Origin of the sequence: Micromonospora sp. NPDC048063, from assembly GCF_043202855.1 — a bacterium.
In the GTDB taxonomy this organism is placed as follows: Bacteria; Actinomycetota; Actinomycetes; order Mycobacteriales; family Micromonosporaceae; genus Micromonospora.
Map to the genome: position 1 here is coordinate 77148 of NZ_JBIDBG010000003.1, position 23700 is coordinate 100847.

The following is a 23700-nucleotide window of genomic DNA, read 5'->3' on the forward strand; positions in this document are numbered from 1 at the left end:
CCGTGCCCCGCGTCACACCGCTCGAACAGCCGCACCCACTCCAGCCGAGGGGCTGAACCGCAATGACGAGACCCACGCCAGAGACACTCGCCCACTCCGCCCGGCGCGCCCGCCCGGCCGCCGAGCCCGCGACCGACGCCGACCACGCCGGCGCCACCCGCGCCGCGGCCACCTCGGCCGTCCCGGGGGTACGCACACCCGCCACGGCCCAGGTCTCCGGAGCCGGCTCGCTCGTGCGGTCCCTCGAGGCGCTCGGCGTCGACGTCGTCTTCGGCATCCCGGGCGGCGCGATCCTGCCGGCGTACGACCCGCTCTACGACTCCACGGTCCGGCACATCCTGGTCCGCCACGAGCAGGGCGCCGGGCACGCGGCGACCGGCTACGCCCAGGCGACCGGCCGGGTCGGCGTGTGCATGGCCACCTCCGGCCCCGGCGCGACGAACCTGGTCACCCCGATCGCCGACGCGTACATGGACTCGGTGCCGATGGTGGCGATCACCGGCCAGGTCGCGCGGCCGGCGATCGGCACGGACGCCTTCCAGGAGGCGGACATCCAGGGCATCACGCTGCCGATCACCAAGCACAACTTCCTCGTGCAGAACGCCGAGGAGATCCCGCGGGTGCTGGCCGAGGCGTTCCACCTGGCCGCCACCGGCCGGCCCGGGCCGGTCCTGGTCGACATCCCCAAGGACGTCCTCCAGGCGCCCACCACCTTCACCTGGCCGCCGACGCTGGACCTGCCGGGCTACCGGCCGACCCTGCACCCGCACGGCAAGCAGATCCGCGAGGCGGCCCGGCTGATGACCTCCGCCCGCCGCCCGGTGCTCTACGTCGGCGGCGGCGTGCTCAAGGCCGGCGCCACCGAGGGGCTGCGCCGGCTGGCCGAGCTGACCGGGATTCCGGTGGTCACCACGCTGATGGCGCTGGGCGCGTTCCCCGACTCGCACCCGCAGCACCTGGGCATGCCCGGCATGCACGGCACGGTCGCCGCCGTCTACGGATTGCAGAAGGCCGACCTGATCGTGGCCCTCGGCGCGCGCTTCGACGACCGGGTCACCGGCAAGCTGGACTCGTTCGCCCCGGACGCGACGGTGGTGCACGCCGACATCGACCCGGCCGAGATCGGGAAGAACCGGCACGCCGACGTCCCGATTGTCGGGGACGCCCGGCACGTCATCGACGAGCTGGTCGCGGCGGTGACCACCGAGCAGTCGGCCGGCCACCGCGCCGACACCGCCGACTGGTGGACCCAGCTCGACGACCTGCGCCGGCGCTACCCGCTGGGCTACGAGGAGCCGGCCGACGGCACCCTCTCCCCGCAGTACGTGATCAAGCGGCTCGGCGAGATCGCCGGCCCGGACGCGATCTACGTCGCCGGGGTCGGGCAGCACCAGATGTGGGCCTCCCAGTTCATCTCGTACGAGAAGCCGTACACCTGGTTGAACTCCGGCGGCCTCGGCACGATGGGCTACGCGGTGCCGGCGGCGATGGGTGCCAAGGTCGGCAAGCCGGACACGGTGGTCTGGGCGGTCGACGGCGACGGCTGCTTCCAGATGACCAACCAGGAGTTGGCCACCTGCGCGCTGGAGGGCATCCCGGTCAAGATCGCCCTGATCAACAACGGCAACCTCGGCATGGTGCGGCAGTGGCAGACCCTGTTCTACGGGGAGCGCTACTCCAACACCGATCTCGGCACCCACAAGCACCGCATCCCCGACTTCGTGAAGCTCGCCGAGGCGCTCGGCTGCGTCGGCCTGCGCTGCGAGAACGCGGAGGACGTCGACAGGACCATCGAGGCCGCGATGGCCATCAACGACGCCCCGGTGGTCATCGACTTCGTGGTCGGCAAGGACGCCATGGTGTGGCCGATGGTCGCCGCCGGCACCAGCAACGACGAGATCATGTTCGCCCGGGGCGTCCGCCCCGCCTTCGACGAGGACGAACTCTGACCATGAGCGAGCGAATCATTCGGTTCCGCCCCCACCCGCGTCAGGACGCGACCGTGCGCAGCGAGGTCGTGGCATGACGATGCACACCCTGTCCGTGCTGGTGGAGAACAAGCCGGGCGTCCTGGCCCGGGTCTCCGGCCTGTTCTCCCGGCGCGGCTTCAACATCGACAGCCTCGCCGTCGGCGAGACCGAGAACCCGGACGTCTCCCGGATCACCATCGTGGTCAACGCCGAGTCGTCCCCGCTGGAGCAGGTGACGAAGCAGCTCAACAAGCTGGTCAACGTGCTCAAGATCGTCGAGCTGGACCCGCAGGTCTCGGTCGCCCGGGAACTGCTCCTGGTCAAGGTGCGCGCCGACCGCGCGGCCCGGGCCCAGGTCCTGGAGACGGTCGGCCTGTTCCGGGCCCGGGTGGTCGACGTGGCACCGGACACGCTGACCATCGAGGCCACCGGCACGCCGGACAAGCTCGACGCGCTGCTGCGCGACCTCGAGCCCTTCGGCATCAAGGAGATGGTCCAGTCGGGGCTGGTGGCGATCGGGCGCGGCTCGCGTTCCATCACCGCCGGGCCCGCGCTCCGGGCCGCCTGACCCCGGCCGCCCACGCGGCGCGCCGCCTGACCCGCCCCACCTGGCCGGCGCGGCGCGCCGCCGGAACCGCCATTCGCACAGATCCACGACGGGCCGCCCGGGCCGCCGTACGAAAGGGAAAATCATGAGCGTTGAGGTGTACTACGACGACGACGCCGACCTGGGCCTGATCCAGGGCCGGAAGGTCGCCGTGATCGGCTACGGCAGCCAGGGCCACGCGCACGCGCTGTCGCTGCGCGACTCCGGCGTCGACGTGGTGATCGGTCTGCCGGAGGGCTCCAAGAGCCGGGCCAAGGCGGAGGAGCAGGGCCTGCGGGTGGTCACGCCGGCCGAGGCGGCGGCCGAGGCCGACGTCATCATGATCCTGGCGCCGGACACGGCCCAGCGACGCCTCTACGCCGACTCGATCGCGCCGAACCTGAAGCCGGGCAAGGCCCTCTTCTTCGGCCACGGCTTCAACATCCGCTACGGCCTGATCAAGCCGCCGGCCGACGTCGACGTGGCGATGGTCGCCCCGAAGGGCCCCGGTCACCTCGTGCGCCGCCAGTACGCCGACGGCAAGGGTGTGCCCTGCCTGGTCGCCGTCGAGCAGGACGCCAGCGGCAACGCGCTCGCCCTGGCCCTGTCGTACGCCAAGGGCATCGGCGGCACCCGGGCCGGCGTGATCAAGACCACCTTCACCGAGGAGACCGAGACCGACCTCTTCGGCGAGCAGGCGGTGCTCTGCGGTGGTGCGGCGGCACTCGTGCAGACCGGCTTCGAGGTGCTCACCGAGGCGGGCTACGCCCCCGAGGTGGCGTACTTCGAGTGCCTGCACGAGCTGAAGCTCATCGTCGACCTCATGTACGAGGGCGGCATCGCCAAGATGCGCTACAGCATCTCGGACACGGCCGAGTACGGCGACCTCTCCCGCGGGCCGCGCGTCATCGACGCCCGGGTCAAGGAGGAGATGCGCAAGATCCTCAGCGAGGTCCAGTCCGGCGAGTTCGCCCGGGAGTGGGTCACCGAGGACGAGGCCGGCCGGCCGAACTTCAGCAAGTGGCAGGCCGAGGGCGCGGCGCACCCGATCGAGGAGACCGGTCGCAAGCTGCGCGGCATGATGAGCTGGGTCGACCGCCCGATCACCGAGACCGCCTGACGAACACCCCCGGCGGCCCGGCCCGGGCGCTCTCCCCGGCGCCCGGCCGGGCCGCCTCCTCTCCGCCACCCACCGACACCGCTCGCCGCGCCGACGCCATCCGGCCGATCCGAGCCGGAGCCACCCGCCCCGAACGGGACCTCGCCCGCCTCGCCGAGGCGGCGCGGGCGCCCCGTCGTGCGCCGTTCACCGGCAGGTCGTCGCCCGTTGTGAGGGCACTCACCCCACGGTCCGGGACATGCCGGCCGGCCGGCCCCCTACGATCGCGGGTAGGTGCGTAGCCGGCACCTGACGGCCATGGCACGGATCAGTGCAGGGCGCAGCGCGGCGTCCCGCAGCCCGGCCTACCGCTCTGACGACAACTACGAGGACCAATGACTCCTGTCGTACTGATCGCCGAAGAACTCGCTCCCGCCGCCATCGAGGTGCTCGCCCACGACTTCGACGTCCGCCACGTCGACGGCACCGACCGTCCGGCCCTGCTCTCGGCGCTCTCCGAGGCCGACGCCGTCATCGTGCGCAGCGCCACCCAGATCGACGCCGAGGCGATCGCCGCCGCGCCGCGGCTGAAGGTCGTCGCCCGGGCGGGCGTGGGCCTGGACAACGTCGAGGTGCCGGCCGCCACCGCGCGGGGCGTCATGGTCGTCAACGCCCCCACCTCCAACATCGTCTCCGCCGCCGAGCAGGCCGTCGCCCTCCTGCTGGCCGTGGCCCGCAACACCGCCAGCGCCAGCGCCGCGCTGAAGGCGGGGGAGTGGAAGCGGTCGAAGTACACCGGCGTGGAGATCCAGGGCAAGACCGTCGGCGTGGTCGGGCTCGGCCGCATCGGCGTGCTCTTCGCGCAGCGGATCGCCGCCTTCGGCACCCGGCTGATCGCGTACGACCCGTACATCCAGCCGGCCCGCGCCGCCCAGCTCGGCGTCCGCCTGGTGGGCCTGGAGGAGCTGCTGCGGGAGAGCGACTTCATCTCCATCCACCTGCCGAAGACCCCGGAGACCGTCGGCCTGATCGGTGAGAAGGAGCTGGCCGTCGTCAAGCCCGGCGTCCGGATCGTCAACGCCGCCCGCGGCGGGCTGGTCGACGAGCAGGCCCTGGCCGACGCCATCGCCGAGGGCCGGGTCGCCGGCGCGGGCGTGGACGTCTACGCCAAGGAGCCCTGCACCTCCTCGCCGCTGTTCGCCTTCGACAACGTGGTGGCCACCCCGCACCTGGGCGCCTCCACCGCCGAGGCGCAGGACAAGGCCGGTCTGGCCGTGGCCAAGAGCGTCAAGCTGGCGCTCCAGGGCGAGTTCGTGCCGGATGCGGTCAACGTGCAGGCCGGCGGCGTCGTCGCCGAGGACGTCCGGCCGCTGCTGCCGCTGGCCGAGAAGCTCGGCCGGGCCTTCACCGCCGTCGCGGGCGGGGTCGCCGCCAGCGTCACCGTCGAGGTGCGGGGCGAGATCGTCAACCACGACGTGTCGGTGCTCAAGCTCGCCGCCACCAAGGGGCTGTTCAGCTCGGTGGTCGAGGAGCAGGTGACCTATGTCAACGCCCCGCACCTGGCGGCCGAGCGCGGCGTCGAGGTCACCCTGGTCACCCAGGCCGAGACGGTCGACCACCCCAACCTGGTCACCGTCCGGGGCGCGCTGCCCGACGGGCGTACGGTCAGCGTCTCCGGCACGGTCACCCAGGCGGGCACGCGGGACGTCCTCAAGCTGACCGAGGTGGACGGCTTCGACGTGGAGATCGGCGCGGAGGGCATCCTCGTCTTCCTCCGCTACGTCGACCGGCCGGGCGTCGTGGGCACCGTCGGCACCCTGCTCGGCGAGGCCGGCATCAACATCGCGGCGATGCAGGTGGCCCGCCGGGAGGCCGGCGGCGAGACGCTGATGACCCTCACGGTGGACCAGGCGCTCGGCGCGGACCTGCTCACCTCCGCGGCGGACTCGATCGGGGCGGTCGCGGCCAGCGCCGCCGACCTGCGCGACGAGTGACCTGACGCACGACGACGGGGGCCCGGCGATTCCGCCGGGCCCTTCGTCGTCCGCCGTGCGGCGGGCCCGTCGTCGCGTGCGGGCCGCTCCGGGCGGCGGGCCCGTCGTCGCGTGCGGACCGCTCCGGGCGGCGGCGGGCCCTTCGTCGTCCGTTCGACGGTCAGCCGGCGGCGGGGGCGTCGTGATGCCGGGCGGTATCGCGGCGATGCAGGACGTGACCGACCCGGACCGCCCGTTCAGCCGGGTAGGCGCGCCGGCGGCGGGTAGACCGAGCCGTCCTGGGCGTCGAAGAGCATCAGGTCGTGCTCGCCGGCCAGCCGCTCGATGTCGAGCAGCACCTGGTCCGGACAGGTCGGGTGCAGGTTCAGCTCGACGTGGTCGTTCGCCGCGTGCAGCGGCGCCACCGCCCACGGGGTGTCCCGCCCGGCGGGCCGGTCCGGATAGCTTCTGGTGATCGCCCGGTAGAACGCCACCACCCGCGGATCCGGGTGGCGTTCGACGTGCTGCCCCTGCCGGCAGCGCCGCACCGCGGCCCGCACGTCCTCGGGTGTCGCCCCGTCCGCCAGGGCCCACACGCTCAGATCGAAACTCACGGCGGACAGCGTGCCATCCGCCGTTCAGCCTGTCGAAATCGCCCCGCCGATGGGCCCTTCCGTGCCGCGACGGTCCGGTGTGGAGACCCTTGCGTCGAGTTACGTCGATTCGCTAGCGTACCGGTGCGGTCACTGGCCGAGCTCGCGGCGTAGGCCCGTCTTCGGGTGGCGAGGTCGACGTCCGGCCGACCGGCCCGCACCCCTCGATTGCGCGAGCCACGCGCACTCGTCGCTGACCGGCCCTCACGGTCGTTGCCGAGACCGTGGGGGCCGATCGCGCATGCCGGCCCCGCATCGCCCGCCGCCGCACGGCACCCGACCGCACGGCACCGGCCGGCGTCTCGGCGACGCTCCACACCGGTCGCCGGCTCGGCGCCCGCACCGGTCGGCGGCTCAGCGGCGGTGGGCGAAGAGCGCGCGGTAGTCCGACCCGTTGCGGAACCAGACGAGACCGGCCGGCCCGGCGGCGTAGAGCGCGGTGGCGTAGGCGTCGGCGACGGCGAGGTCGGGGCCGACCACCGTCGCGGCGACCAACTGCTCGGCCGGCTCGCCCGTGTGCGGGTCCACCACGTGTCCCTGCCGGCCGCTCACCCCGGACGTGCCGACCGCACCCGCCGTCATCTCCAGCACCAGCGGCGCGCGGTGCCGATCCGTCGGGTGGTGCACCGCCACCCGCCACGGGCCGCCGTGCGCCGCGTGCCCGCGTACGACCAGGTCGGCGCCGGTGAGCACGGCGTAGTCGTGGATGCCCGCGGCGCGCAGCCGGGCGGCGGCACGCTCGACCGCCCACCCGCCGAGCAGGCCGCCCGGGTCGAAGCCGCCGGGCACCGCCCAGGCGTCGAACCAGCCGTCGGTGGCCGCCCGCATCGCCGCGCAGCGGTCGACCAGGTCGGCCAGCGGCGGGTACGACTCGGGGCTGATCTCGCCGCGGCGCAGCCGGGAGACCAGGCTCTCGGGCCGGCTCGGGCCGTACGTGAGGTCGATGGCCCGCAGTTCCGCCACCGCGTCGCGCAGCGCGTCCCCGACGCCGCGGCGGCCCAGCCACTCGGGCGCGTTGAGCAGCAGCGAGTATTCCGCCGTCGAGGTCCGCACGGTGTGCTGGACGGCGATCCGGTCGCCGGTGGCCGCGCCGGGGCGGTCGACGCGGTGGCTGCGGGCGCCGAGGCGCAGGTCAGGCCGGCGGGGCTGGAAGGCCGGCTGGTCCACCCAGCGGGTCCGTGGCTGCTGGTCGATCCGCATGACAGTGCTCCCTCGCTGCCGGCGGGCCGCGTCGTCGCGGTGCCGTCGCGGGCCCCCGTGACCCGCTCGTCACCACGCTAGGCAGCGGAGATGACCCCACCATGAATGTCACCTGAGAGCATCCTGTGCATCTCGGTTTCCCGAATCGTGGAACCTTCGTACCGGGAGGCGGGACAGCGGCGTACGGTCAGACGTAACGGCGAGGCGAAGGAGCGCAGGACGTGGCACGGATCGCGGTGGTGGCCGGGGACGGGATCGGACCCGAGGTGGTCGCGCAGGCCCGCAAGGTCATCGACGCCGTGCTCCCGGGGGTGGAGGCTACCGAATACGACCTCGGCGCCGCCCGCTGGCACCGCACCGGCGAGGTGCTGCCCGACTCGGTGCTGGACGAGTTGGCCGGGCACGACGCCATCCTGCTCGGTGCGGTCGGCGACCCCACCGTGCCGCCGGGCGTGCTGGAGCGGGGCCTGCTGCTCAAGCTGCGGTTCGCCTTCGACCAGTACGTCAACCTGCGTCCGGCGCGGCTCTGGCCCGGCGTGGCCGGGCCACTGGCCAGCGTCAAGCCCGGCGAGGTCGACCTGGTGGTGGTGCGCGAGGGCACCGAGGGCCTGTACGCGGGCGCTGGTGGCGCGCTGCACCGCGGCACCCCCGCCGAGGTCGCCACCGAGGAGAGCCTGAACACGCGGCACGGGGTGGAGCGGGTGATCCGCGACGCCTTCGCCCGCGCCACGCGCCGCGAGCGGCGCAAGGTCACCCTGGTGCACAAGACCAACGTGCTCACCCACGCCGGCTCGCTGTGGGCGCGCGCGTTCGAGGCCGTCGCCGCCGAGCACCCCGACGTGACCACGGAATACCAGCACGTAGACGCCGCCGCGATGTTCCTGGTCACCCAGCCCCAGCGCTACGACGTGGTGGTCACCGACAACCTGTTCGGCGACATCCTCACCGACATCGCCGCGGCGGTCACCGGCGGGATCGGGCTGGCGGCCAGCGGCAGCATCAACCCCGAGGGGGCCTACCCCTCGATGTTCGAGCCGGTACACGGCTCCGCGCCGGACATCGCCGGGCGCGGCGTGGCCGACCCGGTCGCGGCCGTGCTCTCGGCCGCGTTGCTGCTCGACCAGCTCGGGCACGCCGACGCCGCGGCCCGCGTCACCGCCGCGGTCGGCACGGAGCTGGCCGGCCGGGCCCCGGGCGTACCGCTGCGCACCGAGGAGGTCGGCGACCGGCTGGCCGGGTACGCCGCCTCCTGAAGCCGGCGGGCCCGCCCCACCGGGGCGCCCCTTCCCGTCCGCCGCCCCTCCGCCGCCACGGGCGCCGCGGCGGGTCACCCGTCCGGCGCCGTCGATGCGCCGGGCGTAGCTACCCCCTGAACGACCGTTCGGGGTAAGTTTCTCGCACCATATTTTTCGGCATGCGGACCCGTGTGCCGTCCGTCCCCAGGGAGGTCAGCGCGATGAGCGGTGGTGACAAGCTCGACTTCGAGATCCGTCCGAATCCCGCGCCGGTATCCGTCGCCGACCGGGCCGCCCTGCTGGCCAACCCCGGGTTCGGCCGGGTCTTCACCGACCACATGGTCACCATCCGCTACGCCGACGGCAAGGGCTGGTACGACGCCCGGGTCGAGGCGCGCGCGCCGATCCCGATGGACCCGGCCGCCGCGGTCCTGCACTACGCGCAGGAGATCTTCGAGGGCCTGAAGGCGTACCGGACGCCCGACGGCGGGGTCACCATGTTCCGGCCGGAGGCCAACGGCGCCCGGTTCGCCGCCTCCGCCCGGCGGATGGCGATGCCGCCGCTGCCCGAGGAGGCGTTCGTCGACTCGCTGCGCCGGCTCGTCGAGATCGACCGGGACTGGATTCCCGAGGGCGAGGACGGCAGCCTCTACCTGCGTCCGTTCATGTTCGCCAGCGAGGTGTTCCTCGGCGTCCGCCCGGCCAACGAATACCTCTACGTGGTGATCGCCTCGCCGGTCGGCGCGTACTTCTCGGGTGGGGTCAAGCCGGTGACGGTCTGGGTCTCTCCGGACTACACCCGGGCCGCCCCCGGGGGCACCGGCGCGGCGAAGTGCGGCGGCAACTACGCCGCCTCGCTGGTGGCCCAGGCCGAGGCGATCGAGCACGGCTGCGACCAGGTGGTCTTCCTCGACGCGGTCGAGCGCCGCTACGTCGACGAGCTGGGCGGCATGAACGTGTTCTTCGTCTACGACGACGGCACCGTGGTCACCCCGCCGCTGACCGGCACGATCCTGCCCGGCATCACCCGGGAGTCGGTGCTCGAGCTGGCCGCCGGCGCGGGGCACCGGATCGAGGAGCGGCCGGTGAGCTTCGCCGACTGGCAGGCCGACGCGGCCAGCGGCCGGCTCCGCGAGGTGTTCGCCTGCGGCACCGCCGCCGTGATCACCCCGATCGGGCAGGTGCGCTTCCCCGACGGCGAGTTCCTGGTCGGCGACGGCGGGCCCGGCCGGGTCACCATGACCCTGCGCCAGCAGCTCGTCGACCTCCAGCGGGGCATGGCCGACGACCCGCACGGCTGGGTCCGGCGCATCCTCTGACCCGTACGCGCGACCGACGCCGCCCCCGCGCCGCCCTCGGCGCGGGGGCGGCGTCGTCCGTGCCCACCCCACCCCACCCCACCCGATCCCACCCCCGCCACCCCGCCCCCGCCACCCCGCCCCCGCCGCCCCGCCCTTGCCGCGTCGATCTTGCACTTTGTGCCCGGACAAATCAGGGCAGGTCGCGCATTCGGGGGGCACAACTGCAAGATCGCGGGAGCGGGAGCGGGAGCGGGAGCGGGAGCGGGAGCGGGAGCGGGAGCGGGAGCGGGGGCGGGAGCGGGGCGGGGGCGGGTCAGGTCAGGAGGTGGGCGCGGAGGGCGGCGAGCTGGGCGTCGGTGACGCCGGCGTGGCGGAGGTAGCCCTCGACCGAGCCGTGGGCCGCCCGCAGCTCGGCGAGGAAGAGCGTCATGGCCTCGGCGGGGCAGGTCAGCACCGGCAGGGTGTGCCCCGCCTGCTGCCCGGTGGCCTCGAACCAGGCGCGGTACCGCTCGCCGGCCTCGGTGCTCAGCGCGTAGTCGGCGGCGATCTCGTCGTCGTCGACGCCGAGCACCGCGAGGGTGAGCCCACAGACGATGCCGGTGCGGTCCTTGCCGGCGACGCAGTGCACCACCACGGGGGCGTTGGCGCTGTCGGCGATCAGCCCGACGGCCTCGGCGAGCCCGGCCGTGCCGGTCTCCGCGAGGTCGGCGTACCGGTCGGCCAGGTAGCGGGCCAGGTCGGTGCCCGGCTGGTAGGGCCGCTCGCCCCACTCGGCGTGCTCGGGGTGGATGTTGCGCCAGGTCAGGCCGTCGAAGTGGGGGATCCGGCCGTCGCGTTCCACCTCGTAGGGGCGGCGCAGGTCGATGACCGTGCGCACACCGAGGGCGGCGAACGCCTCCCGGTCGGCGTCGTCGATGCGGTGCGGCGAGTCGGAGCGGTAGAGCCGGCCCCGGCGGACGGTGCGCCCGTCACGGCCGGAGTGGCCGCCGACGTCGCGGAAGTTGAACATCGTGGCGAACGGGATCCTGCGGTTGACCTCGGTGGCGTCCACGCTGACACGGTAACGGCCTCCCGCGGCTGGCGGGAGACCGTCGCGCGCCGGTGACTACGGCTAGCGGGCGGTGCCGGGCGGGATCGCCGAGTACGTCTCGCCGTAGTAGCCGCCGAGCCGGTCCCGGTAGGTGGGGTCGGTGTCGGCGGTCTCGTCGTACTCCGGGGCGGCCTTGATCTGGTCCTTGCTCCGGTCGACGTGGACCTTGCGCTCGTCGTGGTCGACGTGGTTGACGGTGCCGGCCGGGATCATGACCTTCCGGCCGAAGATCCACGGGCCGGTGTCCACCACCAGGTAGCTGTCGTTGACCTCGTGGCTGGCATTGTCGATCTTGCCGATGCCGCCGTCGGTGGCCTCGACCTTGTAGCCGACCAGGTCGGCGTCGGCCACCCGCGCCGTGTCCCGGTAGCGCCACGGGTCGAACGTGCCGGCGGGCGCGCCGCCGGCGAACTCGCCCTGGCCGCCGTGGCGCACGGGGTCCGGGCTGCCGTGTGTGCTGTGCGGGTCGAGCCTGTCCATGTGACAACTCCTGCCCCGACTGTCGTCAGTCGTCTCGCCGGATCGAGTCCTCGTCCTGGGAGGAGCTACCCGGGCGGTCGCCGCCGGAAACGGCGGTGGGCTGGTGCCGAGGACGGCGGTGGGCCGGCGCTGGAGACGGCGGTGGGCCGGCGCCGTCGTGCGGCGCCGGCCCACCGGGGCGTACGGGTCAGGCGAGCGCGGCCTGGGCGTCCAGGGTGACCGCGGCGGCGTGCACGACGGCGGCGATGCGCAGCCCCTCGTGCACCTGCTCGCGGCTGAAGCCCGCGCCGCGCAGGGTCTTCTCGTGCGACTCCAGGCACACTCCGCAGCCGGTGATGGCCGAGACGGCCAGGCACCAGAGCTCGAAGTCGGCCTTCTCCACGCCCGGCTTGGCGATGATCTGCATCCGCAGCCGCGCCGGGATCGACTGGTACTGCTCGTCGCCGATCAGGTGCTTGGCCCGGTAGTAGACGTTGTTCATCGCCATGATCGCGGCGGCGCCCTTGGCCGCCTCGATCGCCTCCGGCCCGAGGTGGGTGGTCGCCTCGTCGGCGATCTCCCGCAGCACCACCGGGTTGCGCGCGGCGACGGCGCAGGCCAGGGCGGTGCCCCACGCCTGCTCCGGCTTCAGCGTGCTGGTGCCGATGGTGGAGCCGAGGTTGAGCTTGATGTCCTTGGCGTACTCCGGCAGAGCCGCCTTGACCGCGTCCAGACCCACGGTCAGGCCCCGGCGCCGGCGAGCAGCTTGGTGGCGTCCAGGGTCTCGCCGCCCTTGTTCCAGTTGCACGGGCAGAGCTCGTCGGTCTGCAGGGCGTCGAGCACCCGCAGCACCTCGGAGACGTTCCGGCCGACCGAACCGGCGGTCACCATGACGAACTGGATCTCGTTGTTCGGGTCGACGATGAAGGTCGCCCGCTGGGCCACGCCGTCCTCGCCGAGCACGCCGCAGGCGGCGGTCAGCTCGCGCTTGATGTCGCTGAGCATCGGGAAGGGCAGCTCGCGCAGGTCCGGGTGGTCCTTGCGCCACGCGTAGTGGACGAACTCGTTGTCCACCGACACGCCGAGGACCTGGGCGTCCCGGTCGGCGAACTCGTCGTTCAGCCGCCCGAACTCGGCGATCTCCGTCGGGCAGACGAAGGTGAAGTCCTTCGGCCAGAAGAAGACGACCCGCCACTTGCCCTCGTGGGACTTGTGGTTGATCGTCTCGAACGCCTTCTCGGCGTCCAGCGACACGCAGGCGGTGAGTTCGTACTCGGGGAAGCGGTCACCGACAGTGAGCACAGGTCCTCCTTGACAGTGGCACGAGGCCGGTAAAACTGGATCGGTTCCAGATTCTTCCTCAGCGCTGTTTCCGCCTGGCGGCGGCCGGGTTGCTTGTGAAGTGGATCACCAGCTTCCGGTTCCGCCCGCGTGCTTGCGCCGGCCGGGGTGTCGCGACCCTCCGTCACCGTCCCGTCATGTGGACTATGCCTCCCAAAACCAGTGCTCGAGTGGCAGAGTGGCGATCGTGACCAGCACCCACCTGATTATTCGCACCTAGCGCGCCGGCCTCCCCTCCGCCGAGCGCGCAGACCTCCCGCATCCGCGGGGGGTCTTTTTGTTGCTCTCGAAAGGATCCCTGATGACCTTCCAGGTGTACGACACGACGCTGCGCGACGGTGCCCAGCGCGAGGGGCTCAGCTATTCGGTGGTCGACAAGCTCGCGGTGGCCCGGCTGCTCGACGAGTTCGGGGTCGGCTTCATCGAGGGCGGCTGGCCGGGCGCGGTGCCGAAGGACACGGAGTTCTTCCGCCGGGCGCGCAGCGAGCTGGACCTGAGACACGCGCTGCTGGTGGCGTTCGGGGCCACCCGCCGGGCCGGCGTGCAGGTCGCCGACGACCCGCAGGTGCGGGGTCTGCTCGACGCGCAGACCCCGGCGGTCGCCCTGGTCGCCAAGGCCGACCTGCGGCACGTCGAGCGGGCGCTGCGCACCACCGCCGGGGAGAACCTGGCGATGGTCCACGACACCGTGGCGCACCTGGTGGCGGAGGGTCGCCGGGTCTTCGTCGACGGCGAGCACTTCTTCGACGGCTACCGGTCCGACCCGGCGTACACGGCCTCCGTGGTGGAGACCGCACTCGCCGCCGGCGCCGAGCGGTTCGTGCTCTGCGACACCAACGGTGGCATGCTGCCCTCCCAGGTGAGCGCCGCCATCGCCGACCTGACCGCCCGGCTGGGCGTGAGCCCGGAGCTGCTCGGCATCCACTGCCAGAACGACACGGCCTGCGCCGTGGCGAACACGATCGCCGCCGTCGAGGCGGGGGTGCGGCACTTCCAGGGCACCGCGAACGGCTACGGCGAACGCCCCGGCAACGCCGACATCTTCGCCGTGGTCGCCAACCTCCAGCTCAAGCTCGGGCTGCCCGTCCTACCGGACGGCTGCCTGGGGCAGATGGTGCGGGTCTCCCACGCCATCGCCGAGATCGCCAACATCGCCCCCGACACCCACCAGGCGTACGTCGGGGCCGCGGCCTTCGCCCACAAGGCGGGGCTGCACGCGAGCGCGATCAAAGTGGATCCGCTGCTCTACAACCACGTGGACCCACAGGTGGTGGGCAACGACATGCGGATCCTCGTCACCGAGATGGCCGGCCGGGCCAGCGTCGAGCTCAAGAGCCGCGAGCTGGGCCTGGACCTGGCCGGCCATCCGGAGGCGCTGTCCCGGGTGACCGGGCGGGTCAAGGAGCTGGAGGCCGACGGCTGGTCGTTCGAGGCCGCCGACGCCTCGTTCGAGCTGCTGGTCCGCGCCGAGCTGGACACCGCGCCGCCGAGGCCGTTCACGCTGGAGTCGTACCGGGTGCTGGTCGAGCACCGGGAGGACGGCGCGGTGGTCTCCGAGGCGACCGTCAAGATCCGCGTACGCGGGGAGCGGGTGATCGCCACCGCGGAGGGGAACGGCCCGGTCAACGCCCTGGACGAGGCGCTGCGGGCCGGGTTGGCCCGGCACTACCCGCAGCTGCGCGACTTCGAGCTGGCCGACTTCAAGGTGCGGATCCTGGAGGGCAGCAGCGGCACCGGAGCGGTGACGCGGGTGCTGCTGGAGACCGCCGACCGCAACGGCCGCGACTGGACCACGGTCGGCGTGCACCCCAACGTCGTCGAGGCGAGCTGGCACGCCCTCGTCGACGCCCTCACCTACGGCCTCGACCGCGCCCGGGTCTGAGGCGGCCCGGTCCCGGCACCGGCGGCCACGCGCGGGCGCCGGGACCGGGCCGCCGCGCGGGCGCCGGCCCCCGCGGCGGCCCCGGCGGGGATCAGCCGGCCGGCAGGCGCAACTCGGCCAGGACGGCGCGGTGGTCGCTGCCCGGCACCCGGTGCACGGCCACCGCCCGTACGGCTATCCGGCGGTCGACCAGCACGTGGTCGATGGTCACCGGTGGGATCGGGTCGCCGTCGTAGGGGCCCCAGGTGCCGGTGAGACCGGCGCCGACCTCGTCGGCGGCGTCGACGTAGCCGGTGGCCAGCAGGGCGCGCAGCGGGGCGTGGTCGAGGGTGGCGTTGAAGTCGCCGGCCAGGATCCGCAGCGGCCCGTCCGGCGTCGCGGGCGGCTGCGCGGCCAGGTCGGTGCGCCAGTGGCCGACCTGGTCCACCGCGTACGGCGCCGCCGGGTGCGCCGACTCGACCCGCACCGGCGGCGCCCCGGGCACCGTCACCGTGCCGTACGCCTGGTCGAAGCCCCAACCGCCGCGATTGCGTCGGACGCCGCCCTCGTCGACCGGGAACCGGGCGTAGAGCCCGGAGCCGACCGTGCCCGGCTGCGGGTCGAGGTGCCGGTGGGGGAGCAGCCGGTCCAGGCCGAGTCGGTCCAGCTCCGCTCCGGCCCCGGGGGTGAACTCCTGCACGGTGAGCACGTCGACGCGGTGCCGCTCGACCAGGTCGACCAGCGCCCGCGCGTCGGCGGCCCCGGCGAGCAGGTTGGCGGTCAGCACCCGCACCGTCGGCCCCGCGGCCGAGGGCTGCCCGGCGGGCAGGGCCCGGGGCGCGACCACGGCCACCAGCGCCGTCGTGACCACCGCCGCGACCACCGCGGGCCACCGGCACCGCAGGGCGAGCGCGAGCACCAGCGGCAGCAGGCTCCCGGCGGCCACGTACGGGGTGAAGGCCAGCAGTTGGACCAGCGGCCCATGGTCGAGGCCGGCCAGCCGCAGGGCTGCCCAGGCGACCCCGGGCGCGACGGCCGCCCAGCAGAGCGCGGCGCCCGATCGTCCCGCCCGGCTGCCCGTCGTCCGTTCCGCCGCCCCGGTGGTCATGGCCGGGCCTTGGCGATCATGGGCGCGCCTGGCGTGATCATGGCTGGAGAGTAGCCCGGCCCCCCGCGCGCCGCGGCCCCGTCGCCTCCGCCGCGCGCATTCGTGAATGCCGTGGCATTCGCTTTTCACAAATTGTCGGCGACTGTCGACCGTTTTGATGAAGCGTGATCAACTATTGACGTCCGGCTTTTTGTGGTGCTACGTTCCAGTGGGTTGAGACGTCGAAACTCTGAGTAGTAATGCCTGCTCAGGGCAGGTGAAAATCGTTGAGGCGACAACATCTAGGGTGCGGCCTGAAGTGCGGGCTTCCGGCGGTTGTCGCTCATTTTCCCGGCCCAAGAATGGAAATCTGCCGTCCCGTGACAGCGCGGGAACGGTCGAATTCGCACGGTCAACAAAAGGGAGACCCTGTCATGACCACACTCTTCCGACGCAAGGCGGTGGCGGTGGCCTTCGCCGCCCTGGCGCTCACCCTGGCCGGGGGCGGCATCGCCGTCGCCCAGCCGGCGGCGAAGGCGCCCGCCGAGGTCGCCCAGCCGTCCCTCCGTCAGCCGGGCGACGGCAGCCAGCCGGCGGTCACCCCCGCCGAGGCCCGCAAGGCCAAGGCCGCGCTGGCGCAGGGGCCGTCCACGCAGGCGACCGCGCCGGGCACCATCTCCTTCGCCGTGGTCAGCAGCGGTGGCACGCTGCTCCGCGGCTCGCCCGAGGCGGTCTCCGCCACCAGGTACGGCCCCGGGCAGTACCAGGTCCTGTTCACCTACAACGTCACCCTGAAGGGCTTCCACGCCACCATCGGCACCACCGACCCGTACAACGTGCCGCCGGGCGGGGAGATCTCGGTGGCGCCGCGGCTCCAGACGCCGAACGCGGTCTTCGTCCAGACCCGCAACTCGTCCGGCAGCCCGTCCGACCGGCCCTTCCACCTGACCATCACCAACTGACGCACCCGCTGACCCGCCGGCCCCCACCGCCCGTGGGGGCCGGCGCCACGCGGTGGGCCACCGGCGGGCGAGTCGGGCACGCGGGCGCCCCCTGCCGGTGTGTGGCCGGCCGCGTCGTCGCTGCCGGCCCGGGATGCTCGTCCCGGTTCGGGCCGGTAAGGACCGCCCCGGCGCTGATAATCCGACGTTTGTCCGAGGGCCGCCACGGGAAGCAAGCACCGTGACGGACATCTCGGACACCCTGGCCAGCGTGCCCAGCCCGGCCGATCCCGACGCGAGTTCGGCCGAGCTGGAACAGACCCTCTTCGAGGTCAAACGCGTGATCGTCGGGCAGGATCGGCTCGTCGAGCGCCTGCTCACCGCCCTCGTCGCCGACGGGCACTGCCTCCTGGAGGGCGTGCCCGGGGTGGCCAAGACCCTCGCCGCGCAGACCCTCGCCACCGTGGTCGGCGGCACCTTCTCCCGGATCCAGTTCACCCCCGACCTCGTCCCGTCGGACATCGTCGGCACCCGGATCTACCGGGCGTCGAAGGAGACCTTCGACATCGAGCTGGGCCCCGTCATGGCCAACCTGGTGCTCGCCGACGAGATCAACCGTGCCCCCGCCAAGGTGCAGTCCGCGTTGCTGGAGGCGATGGCGGAGCGCCAGGTCTCCATCGGCGGGCGCAGCTACCCCGTGCCCGACCCGTTCCTGGTGCTGGCCACCCAGAACCCGATCGAGTCCGAGGGGGTCTACCAACTGCCGGAGGCGCAGCGCGACCGGTTCCTGATGAAGATCGTGGTCGACTACCCGAGCGACGCCGACGAGCTGGCCATCCTCTACCGGATGAGCGCCGACCGGCCCACCGCCCGGCGGGTGCTCGACCCGCAGCGGCTGCGCGACCTCCAGGCCCGCGCCACCCACGTCTTCGTACACCACGCCCTCGCCGAGTACGTCGTCCGGCTCATCCTCGCCACCCGCGACCCCGGCCGGTTCGGCCTGCCGGAGATCGCCCCGCTGCTCGCGTACGGGGCGAGCCCCCGGGCCACGCTCGGGCTGGTCGCCGCCGCCCGGGCCCAGGCGCTGCTGCGCGGCCGGGAGTACGTGCTGCCCGAGGACATCCGCGAGCTGGCCGTCGACGTGCTGGCCCACCGGCTGGTGCTCTCCTTCGACGCGGTCGCCGACGGGGTGTCCGCCGAGTCGCTGGTGCGCCGGCTGGTCGAGGCGGTGCCGCCGCCCCGCGTCGCCACCGGCCACCCCGAGTTCGCGACCGACCTGGCGGCGGCATGAGATGGCGCGGGGCCACCGCGCCGGCGCCCGTGCCGGCCGACCCGGGGCTGGCCGACCTCGCCCCGGACCGGCGGCTGCGCCGGCTGGAACTGACCGTCACCCGGCGGCTCGACGGCCTGCTGCACGGCCGGTACCGCGGCCTGCTCCCCGGGCCGGGCAGCGAGCCGGCCGGCAGCCGGGAGTACCGCCCCGGCGAGGACGAGGTGCGCCGGATGGACTGGGCGGTGACCGCCCGGACCACGGTCCCGCACGTCCGCGAGGTCGACGCCGACCGGGAGCTGACCACCTGGCTGCTGGTGGACGCGAGCCCGAGCATGGAGTACGGCACCGCCGAGCTGGACAAACGCGAACTGGCCGTGGCAGCCGTGGCGGCGGTCGGCTTCCTCACCGCCGGGGTCGGCAACCGGCTCGGCGCGCAGGTGCTCGGCCCGGCCGGGCTGCGTCGCTTCCCGCCCCGCAGCGGGCGTACCCACCTGCTCGGGCTGCTCCGGGCCCTGCTGACCGCGCCGCGCGCCAGCGCGTACGACGAGCGCCGCCCGCCGCCCGGCGGCCCCGACCTGGCCGACGGGCTGGCCGCCGTGCACCGGGTGGCGCTGCGGCGCGGCCTCGTGGTGGTGGTCTCGGACTTCCTCGACGGCCTGCCCGACGACCCCCGGCACGCGCCGGCCTGGGAGGCGCCCCTGCGCCGGCTCGCCGTGCGGCACCAGGTGCTCGCCGTGCAGGTCACCGACCCGCGCGAACTGGAACTGCCGGACGTCGGCCTGATCACCCTGGCCGACCCGGAGACCGGCCGGACGCGGGAGGTGTGGACCGGCGACCCCCGCCTGCGCGAGCGGTACGCGGTCGCCGCCGCCGCCCAGCGTGACCAGGTGGGCCAGGCGCTGCGCCGCAGCGGGGCGACCCACCTGCCGCTGCGCACCGACCGCGACTGGAGCGCGGACATCGTGCGCCACGTGCACGCCCAGCGGCGGCTCGCGGCGGCCCCGGCCGGCGCGGCCCGGGGAGGTGCGGCGTGATCTGGCAGTCGCCCGTCCGGCTCTGGCTGCTGCTCGGGGTGCTCGCCCTGGCCGTCGGCTACCTGCTGATGCAGCGCCGGCGCAGCCGGTACGCCGTCCGCTTCACCAACCTGCGGCTGCTCGACCGGGTTGCGCCGCAGCGGCCGACCTGGCGGCGGCACCTGCCGGCCGGGCTCTTCCTCGCCATGCTGGCGCTGCTGGTGGTCGGCTTCGCCCGGCCGACGGCGGAGGTGCGGGTCCCCCGCGAGCGGGCGACGGTGATGGTGGCCGTGGACGTCTCGACCTCGATGCTCGCCGGCGACGTGGAACCCGACCGGCTCAGCGCCGCCAAGGAGTCCGCCCGGCGCTTCGTCGACAGCCTGCCCGACGAGTTCAACGTCGGGTTGGTCGCCTTCGCGGGCAGCGCGGCGGTGCTGGTGCCGCCGAGCACCGACCGGGAGGCGCTGCACGAGGGGGTCGAGCGGCTGGTCGAGGGGGCCACCGGGGTGCAGGGCACGGCCATCGGCGAGGCCATCAGCACCTCGCTCGGCGCGGTGAAGGGCTTCGACAGCCAGGCGGCCAAGGACCCGCCGCCGGCCCGGATCATCCTGCTCTCCGACGGCGCGAACACCTCCGGCATGGACCCGATGGAGGCGGCGGCCGACGCGGTGACCATGAAGGTGCCGGTGCACACCATCTCGTTCGGCACCCCCGGCGGCACCGTGGACCGGGGCGGCCGGCCGATCCAGGTGCCGGTGGACGGGCAGACCCTGCGCGCGGTCGCCGAGGAGACCGGGGGCGGGTTCCACGAGGCCCACACCAGCGACGAACTGCGCGCCGTCTACGACGACATCGGCACCTCGGTGGGCTACCGCACCGAACGGCAGGACGTCTCGGCCCGCTTCATCGGCCTGGGACTGGTGTTCGCGATGGGCGCCGCGGCCGGCTCGATGCGCTGGTTCTCCCGGCTGCCCTGACCCCGTACGGCCATCGTCGAGAAGAACACGTGAGGAGCGTACGCATGGCAGTGCAGACCGGGTTGGGCGAGCCGCGCGGCCCCTGGTTCATCTCGCCGGAGCTGGACCCGGACGGGCGGTCCCGGTGGGACGGGCCCGGGTCGGACCGTGGCCCGGCCGGACGGCGCCGGCACGGGCGGCTGCTGGCCGGGCTGGCGGTGGTGGCCCTGTCCACCGCCTCCGGCGCGGTGGCCGGCGGCGTGGTGGCCAGCCGGGACGGCGCGCCCGGCCCGGCGGCGGCCACGGCGGCCCCGGTCCCGGCGGAGCTGGTGACCGCGGCCGAGAAGACCGTGCCGGGGGTCGTCTCGGTGCTCGTGGGGGGCAGCGGCGGGGCCTCGGCGACCGGCTCCGGCTTCGCCGTCGACGACCAGCAGCACATCATCACCAACGACCACATCCTGGCGAAGGGGGGTGGCGGCTCGGTGACGGTGGAGCTGCCGGACGGGCGGCGGTTCGCCGCCGAGGTGGTCGGCCGAGAGCCGCGCAGCGACCTGGCGGTGCTCCGGGTGCCCCCGTCGGCCGGCCTGGCGGCGCTGCCGCTGGCCAAGCCAGGGTCGACCCGGGTCGGCGAGCCGGTGCTGGCGGTCGGCTCGCCGCTGGGGCTCGCTGGCACCGTCACCGCCGGCATCGTGAGCGCCCTGGACCGGGAGGTGCGCCTCGGCGACAACCGGCACACCGCGGTGCAGACCGACGCCTCGATCAACCCGGGCAACTCGGGCGGCCCGCTGGTCAACGCGCGCGGCGAGGTGGTGGGGGTGAACACCGCGATCGCCACCATCGACGGCAACGGCTCCATCGGGATCGGCTTCGCCATCCCCATCGAACAGGTGCAGAAGACCGCCGACACGATCATCGGAAAGGGCGGCTGAGCTGCCCTCATGCCCGCCGGAGACGGCGTGGGAACGTGAGAACTGTCGGATACCCGGCGCGGAATGATCGGACAATGGAAATATTACGCTGAGTGTGGATACTGGCGTGGGTGGAGCGTCCTGTCATCGTGGCCCTCCTGCTGGTGGGCCTGATCATCGGAACCGGTGTCGGGTCGGCGTACGCCCGGGCGCGACGCGGGTGGGCCGACTACCAGACCGTCAAGAAGACCGTGCCCGGTGCCCGGCGCACCGCGTGGCTGCTGATCAAGGTGGTCACCACGAAGATCGGGGTGATCGCCCTGCTGCTCGTCGGGGCGGTCGCGTACGCCGCCGTCGACTCCGACGCCGAGCCCGCGCCACCCGGCCCGACCCCGAGCCCGTCCGCCACCCCGAGCATCCGGCCGGGGCGTTAGCCTCGGGGTGTGGACGACGGACTGCGGGTGACCGACCGGTGGGTCGTCCCCGCCGCTGAGCTGCGGGAACGCTTTTCCCGCTCATCCGGCCCCGGCGGCCAGGGCGTCAACACCACCGACTCCCGGGTCGAGCTGAGCTACGACCTGGGCGCCTCGCCCGGGGTGCCCGAACCGCTGCGGGCGCGGGCGCTGGACCGGCTCGCCGGGCGGCTCGTCGACGGCGTGCTGACCGTCACCGCCAGTGAACACCGGGCGCAGTTGGCCAACCGGGAGGCGGCCCGGGAACGGCTGGCCGCGCTGCTGCGCGAGGCGGCGGCCCCGCCACCCCCGCCCCGGCGGCCGACCCGGCCCTCGCGCGGCGCCAAGGAGCGCCGGCTGGCCGAGAAGAAGCGCCAGTCGCAGCGCAAGCGCGACCGCCGCGTCGACGGCGACTGACGGGCGACTGCGGCGACCGACGGGCAGGGGCGGCCGACGGGCCGGCGGGCCGCTACCGGCGGAGCTACGCCGGCAGGGCGTCGAGCAGCCGGGCTCGCAGCACGGCGGCTCGGTCGGCGAACCCCCGCTGCGCGGCGGCGTACTCGGCCCGCCCCTCCGGGGTCTCCACCCGCACCGGCGGGTAGCCCAGGTCGGACAGGTCGTACGGAGAGGCGCGCATGTCCAGGGTGCGGATCTCCCTGGCCAGCTCGAAGCAGTCCGCGACGAGTTCGGCGGGCACGAGTGGCGACAGCTTGTACGCCCACTTGTAGAGGTCCCTGCGTATCCTCATCTCACGCAACTTCGAGGGAGGGAACGCAGGGATGGACGTCGTCATCTACGCACGGCTCAGCCTAGACAAGCTGGGTAACGAGCTGGGCGTTGATCGGCAGCTCGAAGCCTGCCGGGAATTGGCAGCTCGTCAGGGCTGGACGGTGACGCGCGAGCTGATCGACAACAGCATCAGCGCCACGACCGGCCGCGTCCGGCCGGCGTTCGAGAAGCTGCTCACCCTGAGCCCGAAGCCGGACGCCATCATCGTCTGGCATCTCGACCGGCTCGTCCGCCTCACCCGTGAGCTGGACCGGGTGATCAGCAATGGCGTACCCGTCCACGCCGTGACCGCAGGGATGCTGGACTTGAGCAACCCGACAGGCGTCCTGATGGCGAACGTGGTCACGGCGTTCTCTCAGTTCGAGGGTCAGCAGAAGGCTGCACGTCAGCGTCTGGCAGCCACGCAGCGCGCTTCCCAGGGTCGGCCCTGGTGGTCTGCTCGACCCTTCGGATACGAGCGCGACGGAACACCTCGTGGTGGTGAAGCCGAGGCCGTTCAGCGTGCGTACCAGGATCTGTTGGCGGGGCGCTCCCTGTTGTCGATCGCCGATGAGTGGAACCGTCAGGGCATGCTCACCACCAGGGGGAGGAACTGGACCGGAGCAACTGTTCGTCAGCTCCTCATGTCTGCCAGGAACTGCGCTATCCGGACGTACGCAGGGGATGAGGTCGGCCCTGGTAACTGGGATGCCCTGGTGCCCGAGGAGATCTACCGGTCCGCTGTCCGTGTGCTCAACTCTCCTACCCGCAAGGCTGGTGGTGGCGGTCCCCGTCGGAGCCTGCTGACGGGCGTCGCTACCTGTGCCAACTGTGGTGGCCCCATCCGCACGGCATGGCGTGGACGGAAGGGCGAGCAGGGTAGCTACGCCGTCTATGAGTGCAAGTTCAAGCACTGCGTATCCCACCGTCAGGACGAGGCTGACACCATGGTCACTGAACGTGTGATCCGGTTCCTGACCGCGCCGCAGTTCGCGGAAGCGTTCGAGCTGAGCGAGGATGACCTGCCTGTTCAGCAGATGAGGGACGAGCTGGGGAGCCTGCGGTCACGGCTCGATGATCTGGCCACCGACTATGCCGCTGGGCTCGTTACTCGATCGCAGTTTCTGACTGCATCCCAGACCATGCGCAGCCGGGTGGATGAGTTGGAGGATCAGCTATCCCAGTTAGGGAGTGACAGCGCCGTCAAGGGCGTCGCCGGGATGACGGACGAGCAGGTACGCCGTCACTGGGATGGGTTGGATGTAGACCGCAGGCGGTCCCTGATCCTCGCGGTTGTCGTGAGCTGCCGTCTCCGCCAGAAGGGGCGTGGCGTCCGCCGCACCGATGAGCGGCATGTCGATGTGTTGTTCAGGGCGGGAGACCCCGCGAAGGTTGCGAGCATCTGACCCGGGGAAGGAACCGAACCGGGGAGAGGGCCCCGAAGGGGCCCATCTTCGGGCTCCTGATCTTCGGGTTCTCCGCCGATACATGAACACCAGGGAGCGCAGCGATCCTGTGGCGCGGACGCTTGGGG

At 73.2% G+C, this 23700-nt stretch carries 22 protein-coding genes and 1 pseudogene; 15 read left to right on the forward strand and 8 right to left on the reverse strand.

All coding sequences use genetic code 11. The annotated features are described in order from the left end of the window. The first annotated feature begins 62 nt into the window (after positions 1-62). The 4 genes from ACGFZ2_RS08720 to serA all read left to right on the forward strand — a co-directional run bounded on the left by ACGFZ2_RS08720 (position 63) and on the right by serA (position 5649). Positions 63-1949, forward strand: a complete 1887-nt coding sequence (locus ACGFZ2_RS08720; RefSeq protein WP_393266867.1) for an acetolactate synthase large subunit — start codon at positions 63-65, stop codon at positions 1947-1949. Positions 1950-2022: 73 nt separating this feature from the next. Next, a complete protein-coding gene (ilvN, locus tag ACGFZ2_RS08725; protein WP_091096900.1) occupies positions 2023-2538 on the forward strand; it encodes an acetolactate synthase small subunit in 516 nt (171 codons plus the stop codon). A 124-nt stretch (positions 2539-2662) separates the two neighbouring features. Continuing rightward, entirely contained in the window at positions 2663-3676 is a 1014-nt protein-coding gene (gene ilvC / locus ACGFZ2_RS08730; protein WP_357695373.1) for a ketol-acid reductoisomerase, read from the forward strand. Positions 3677-4050: 374 nt separating this feature from the next. Further along, positions 4051-5649 (forward strand): phosphoglycerate dehydrogenase, encoded by a 1599-nt coding sequence (gene serA, locus ACGFZ2_RS08735; RefSeq protein ID WP_393266864.1) that lies wholly within the window; start codon positions 4051-4053, stop codon positions 5647-5649. A gap of 236 nt (positions 5650-5885) precedes the next feature. On the opposite strand, the gene ACGFZ2_RS08740 is transcribed toward serA, so the two are convergent. Both ACGFZ2_RS08740 and ACGFZ2_RS08745 read right to left on the reverse strand, forming a co-directional pair. Further along, entirely contained in the window at positions 5886-6242 is a 357-nt protein-coding gene (locus ACGFZ2_RS08740; protein ID WP_357695369.1) for a hypothetical protein, read from the reverse strand. A 393-nt stretch (positions 6243-6635) separates the two neighbouring features. Beyond that, on the reverse strand, positions 6636-7481 hold the full coding sequence (locus ACGFZ2_RS08745; RefSeq protein WP_393266861.1) for an FAD:protein FMN transferase: 846 nt from the start codon (positions 7479-7481) through the stop codon (positions 6636-6638). A 221-nt stretch (positions 7482-7702) separates the two neighbouring features. On the opposite strand from ACGFZ2_RS08745, the gene ACGFZ2_RS08750 reads away from it, so the two are divergent. Beyond that, positions 7703-8734, forward strand: a complete 1032-nt coding sequence (locus tag ACGFZ2_RS08750; protein ID WP_393266858.1) for a 3-isopropylmalate dehydrogenase — start codon at positions 7703-7705, stop codon at positions 8732-8734. Positions 8735-8937: 203 nt separating this feature from the next. Further along, positions 8938-10035 carry a branched-chain amino acid aminotransferase gene (locus ACGFZ2_RS08755; RefSeq protein WP_393266855.1) on the forward strand — a complete coding sequence of 366 codons (1098 nt, stop codon included), beginning with the start codon at positions 8938-8940 and terminating at the stop codon, positions 10033-10035. 295 nt (positions 10036-10330) lie between these two features. On the opposite strand, the gene ACGFZ2_RS08760 is transcribed toward ACGFZ2_RS08755, so the two are convergent. The 4 genes from ACGFZ2_RS08760 to ACGFZ2_RS08775 form a co-directional block, all read right to left on the reverse strand. Then, positions 10331-11068, reverse strand: coding sequence for a tyrosine-protein phosphatase (locus ACGFZ2_RS08760; RefSeq protein WP_393266853.1), 738 nt, complete (start codon positions 11066-11068; stop codon positions 10331-10333). 60 nt (positions 11069-11128) lie between these two features. After that, entirely contained in the window at positions 11129-11587 is a 459-nt protein-coding gene (locus ACGFZ2_RS08765; protein WP_357695361.1) for a PRC-barrel domain-containing protein, read from the reverse strand. Positions 11588-11774: 187 nt separating this feature from the next. After that, entirely contained in the window at positions 11775-12305 is a 531-nt protein-coding gene (locus ACGFZ2_RS08770; protein ID WP_357695359.1) for a carboxymuconolactone decarboxylase family protein, read from the reverse strand. A 2-nt stretch (positions 12306-12307) separates the two neighbouring features. Beyond that, a complete protein-coding gene (locus tag ACGFZ2_RS08775; RefSeq protein WP_350704756.1) occupies positions 12308-12868 on the reverse strand; it encodes a peroxiredoxin in 561 nt (186 codons plus the stop codon). Positions 12869-13208: 340 nt separating this feature from the next. Between ACGFZ2_RS08775 and cimA the strand changes: the two genes are divergently transcribed. Next, positions 13209-14789: a citramalate synthase gene (cimA, locus tag ACGFZ2_RS08780; protein ID WP_393266849.1), complete on the forward strand. Its 1581-nt coding sequence runs from the start codon at positions 13209-13211 to the stop codon at positions 14787-14789. A 91-nt stretch (positions 14790-14880) separates the two neighbouring features. Here the strand turns inward: cimA and ACGFZ2_RS08785 are convergent, their stop codons facing one another. Beyond that, the gene (locus tag ACGFZ2_RS08785) at positions 14881-15876 is read right to left on the reverse strand and encodes an endonuclease/exonuclease/phosphatase family protein (protein WP_393451580.1); all 996 of its coding nucleotides are present in this window, start codon (positions 15874-15876) and stop codon (positions 14881-14883) included. A 413-nt stretch (positions 15877-16289) separates the two neighbouring features. Here ACGFZ2_RS08785 and ACGFZ2_RS08790 point away from each other — a divergent pair, with 413 nt between their 5' ends. The 7 genes from ACGFZ2_RS08790 (at position 16290) to arfB (ending at position 21815) form a co-directional block, all read left to right on the forward strand. After that, positions 16290-16817, forward strand: coding sequence for a hypothetical protein (locus ACGFZ2_RS08790; protein ID WP_393451583.1), 528 nt, complete (start codon positions 16290-16292; stop codon positions 16815-16817). 220 nt (positions 16818-17037) lie between these two features. Continuing rightward, on the forward strand, positions 17038-18087 hold the full coding sequence (locus ACGFZ2_RS08795) for a MoxR family ATPase (RefSeq protein ID WP_357695351.1): 1050 nt from the start codon (positions 17038-17040) through the stop codon (positions 18085-18087). Between the two features lie 29 nt (positions 18088-18116). Continuing rightward, positions 18117-19103 (forward strand): DUF58 domain-containing protein, encoded by a 987-nt coding sequence (locus ACGFZ2_RS08800; protein WP_393452546.1) that lies wholly within the window; start codon positions 18117-18119, stop codon positions 19101-19103. Beyond that, positions 19100-20059 carry a VWA domain-containing protein gene (locus ACGFZ2_RS08805; RefSeq protein WP_350704764.1) on the forward strand — a complete coding sequence of 320 codons (960 nt, stop codon included), beginning with the start codon at positions 19100-19102 and terminating at the stop codon, positions 20057-20059. The genes ACGFZ2_RS08800 and ACGFZ2_RS08805 overlap by 4 nt, the downstream gene beginning before the upstream one ends. A gap of 44 nt (positions 20060-20103) precedes the next feature. After that, positions 20104-20967: a S1C family serine protease gene (locus ACGFZ2_RS08810; protein ID WP_393451586.1), complete on the forward strand. Its 864-nt coding sequence runs from the start codon at positions 20104-20106 to the stop codon at positions 20965-20967. Positions 20968-21077: 110 nt separating this feature from the next. After that, on the forward strand, positions 21078-21380 hold the full coding sequence (locus tag ACGFZ2_RS08815) for a hypothetical protein (RefSeq protein ID WP_393266839.1): 303 nt from the start codon (positions 21078-21080) through the stop codon (positions 21378-21380). A 9-nt stretch (positions 21381-21389) separates the two neighbouring features. After that, a complete protein-coding gene (arfB, locus tag ACGFZ2_RS08820) occupies positions 21390-21815 on the forward strand; it encodes an alternative ribosome rescue aminoacyl-tRNA hydrolase ArfB (protein WP_357695345.1) in 426 nt (141 codons plus the stop codon). A 64-nt stretch (positions 21816-21879) separates the two neighbouring features. Here arfB and ACGFZ2_RS08825 read toward each other — a convergent pair. Beyond that, positions 21880-22131: pseudogene (locus ACGFZ2_RS08825) on the reverse strand (3-methyladenine DNA glycosylase); the annotation flags it as partial. Between the two features lie 46 nt (positions 22132-22177). Here ACGFZ2_RS08825 and ACGFZ2_RS08830 point away from each other — a divergent pair. After that, a complete protein-coding gene (locus ACGFZ2_RS08830; RefSeq protein ID WP_393451589.1) occupies positions 22178-23572 on the forward strand; it encodes a recombinase family protein in 1395 nt (464 codons plus the stop codon). The last annotated feature ends 128 nt before the right edge of the window (positions 23573-23700 follow it).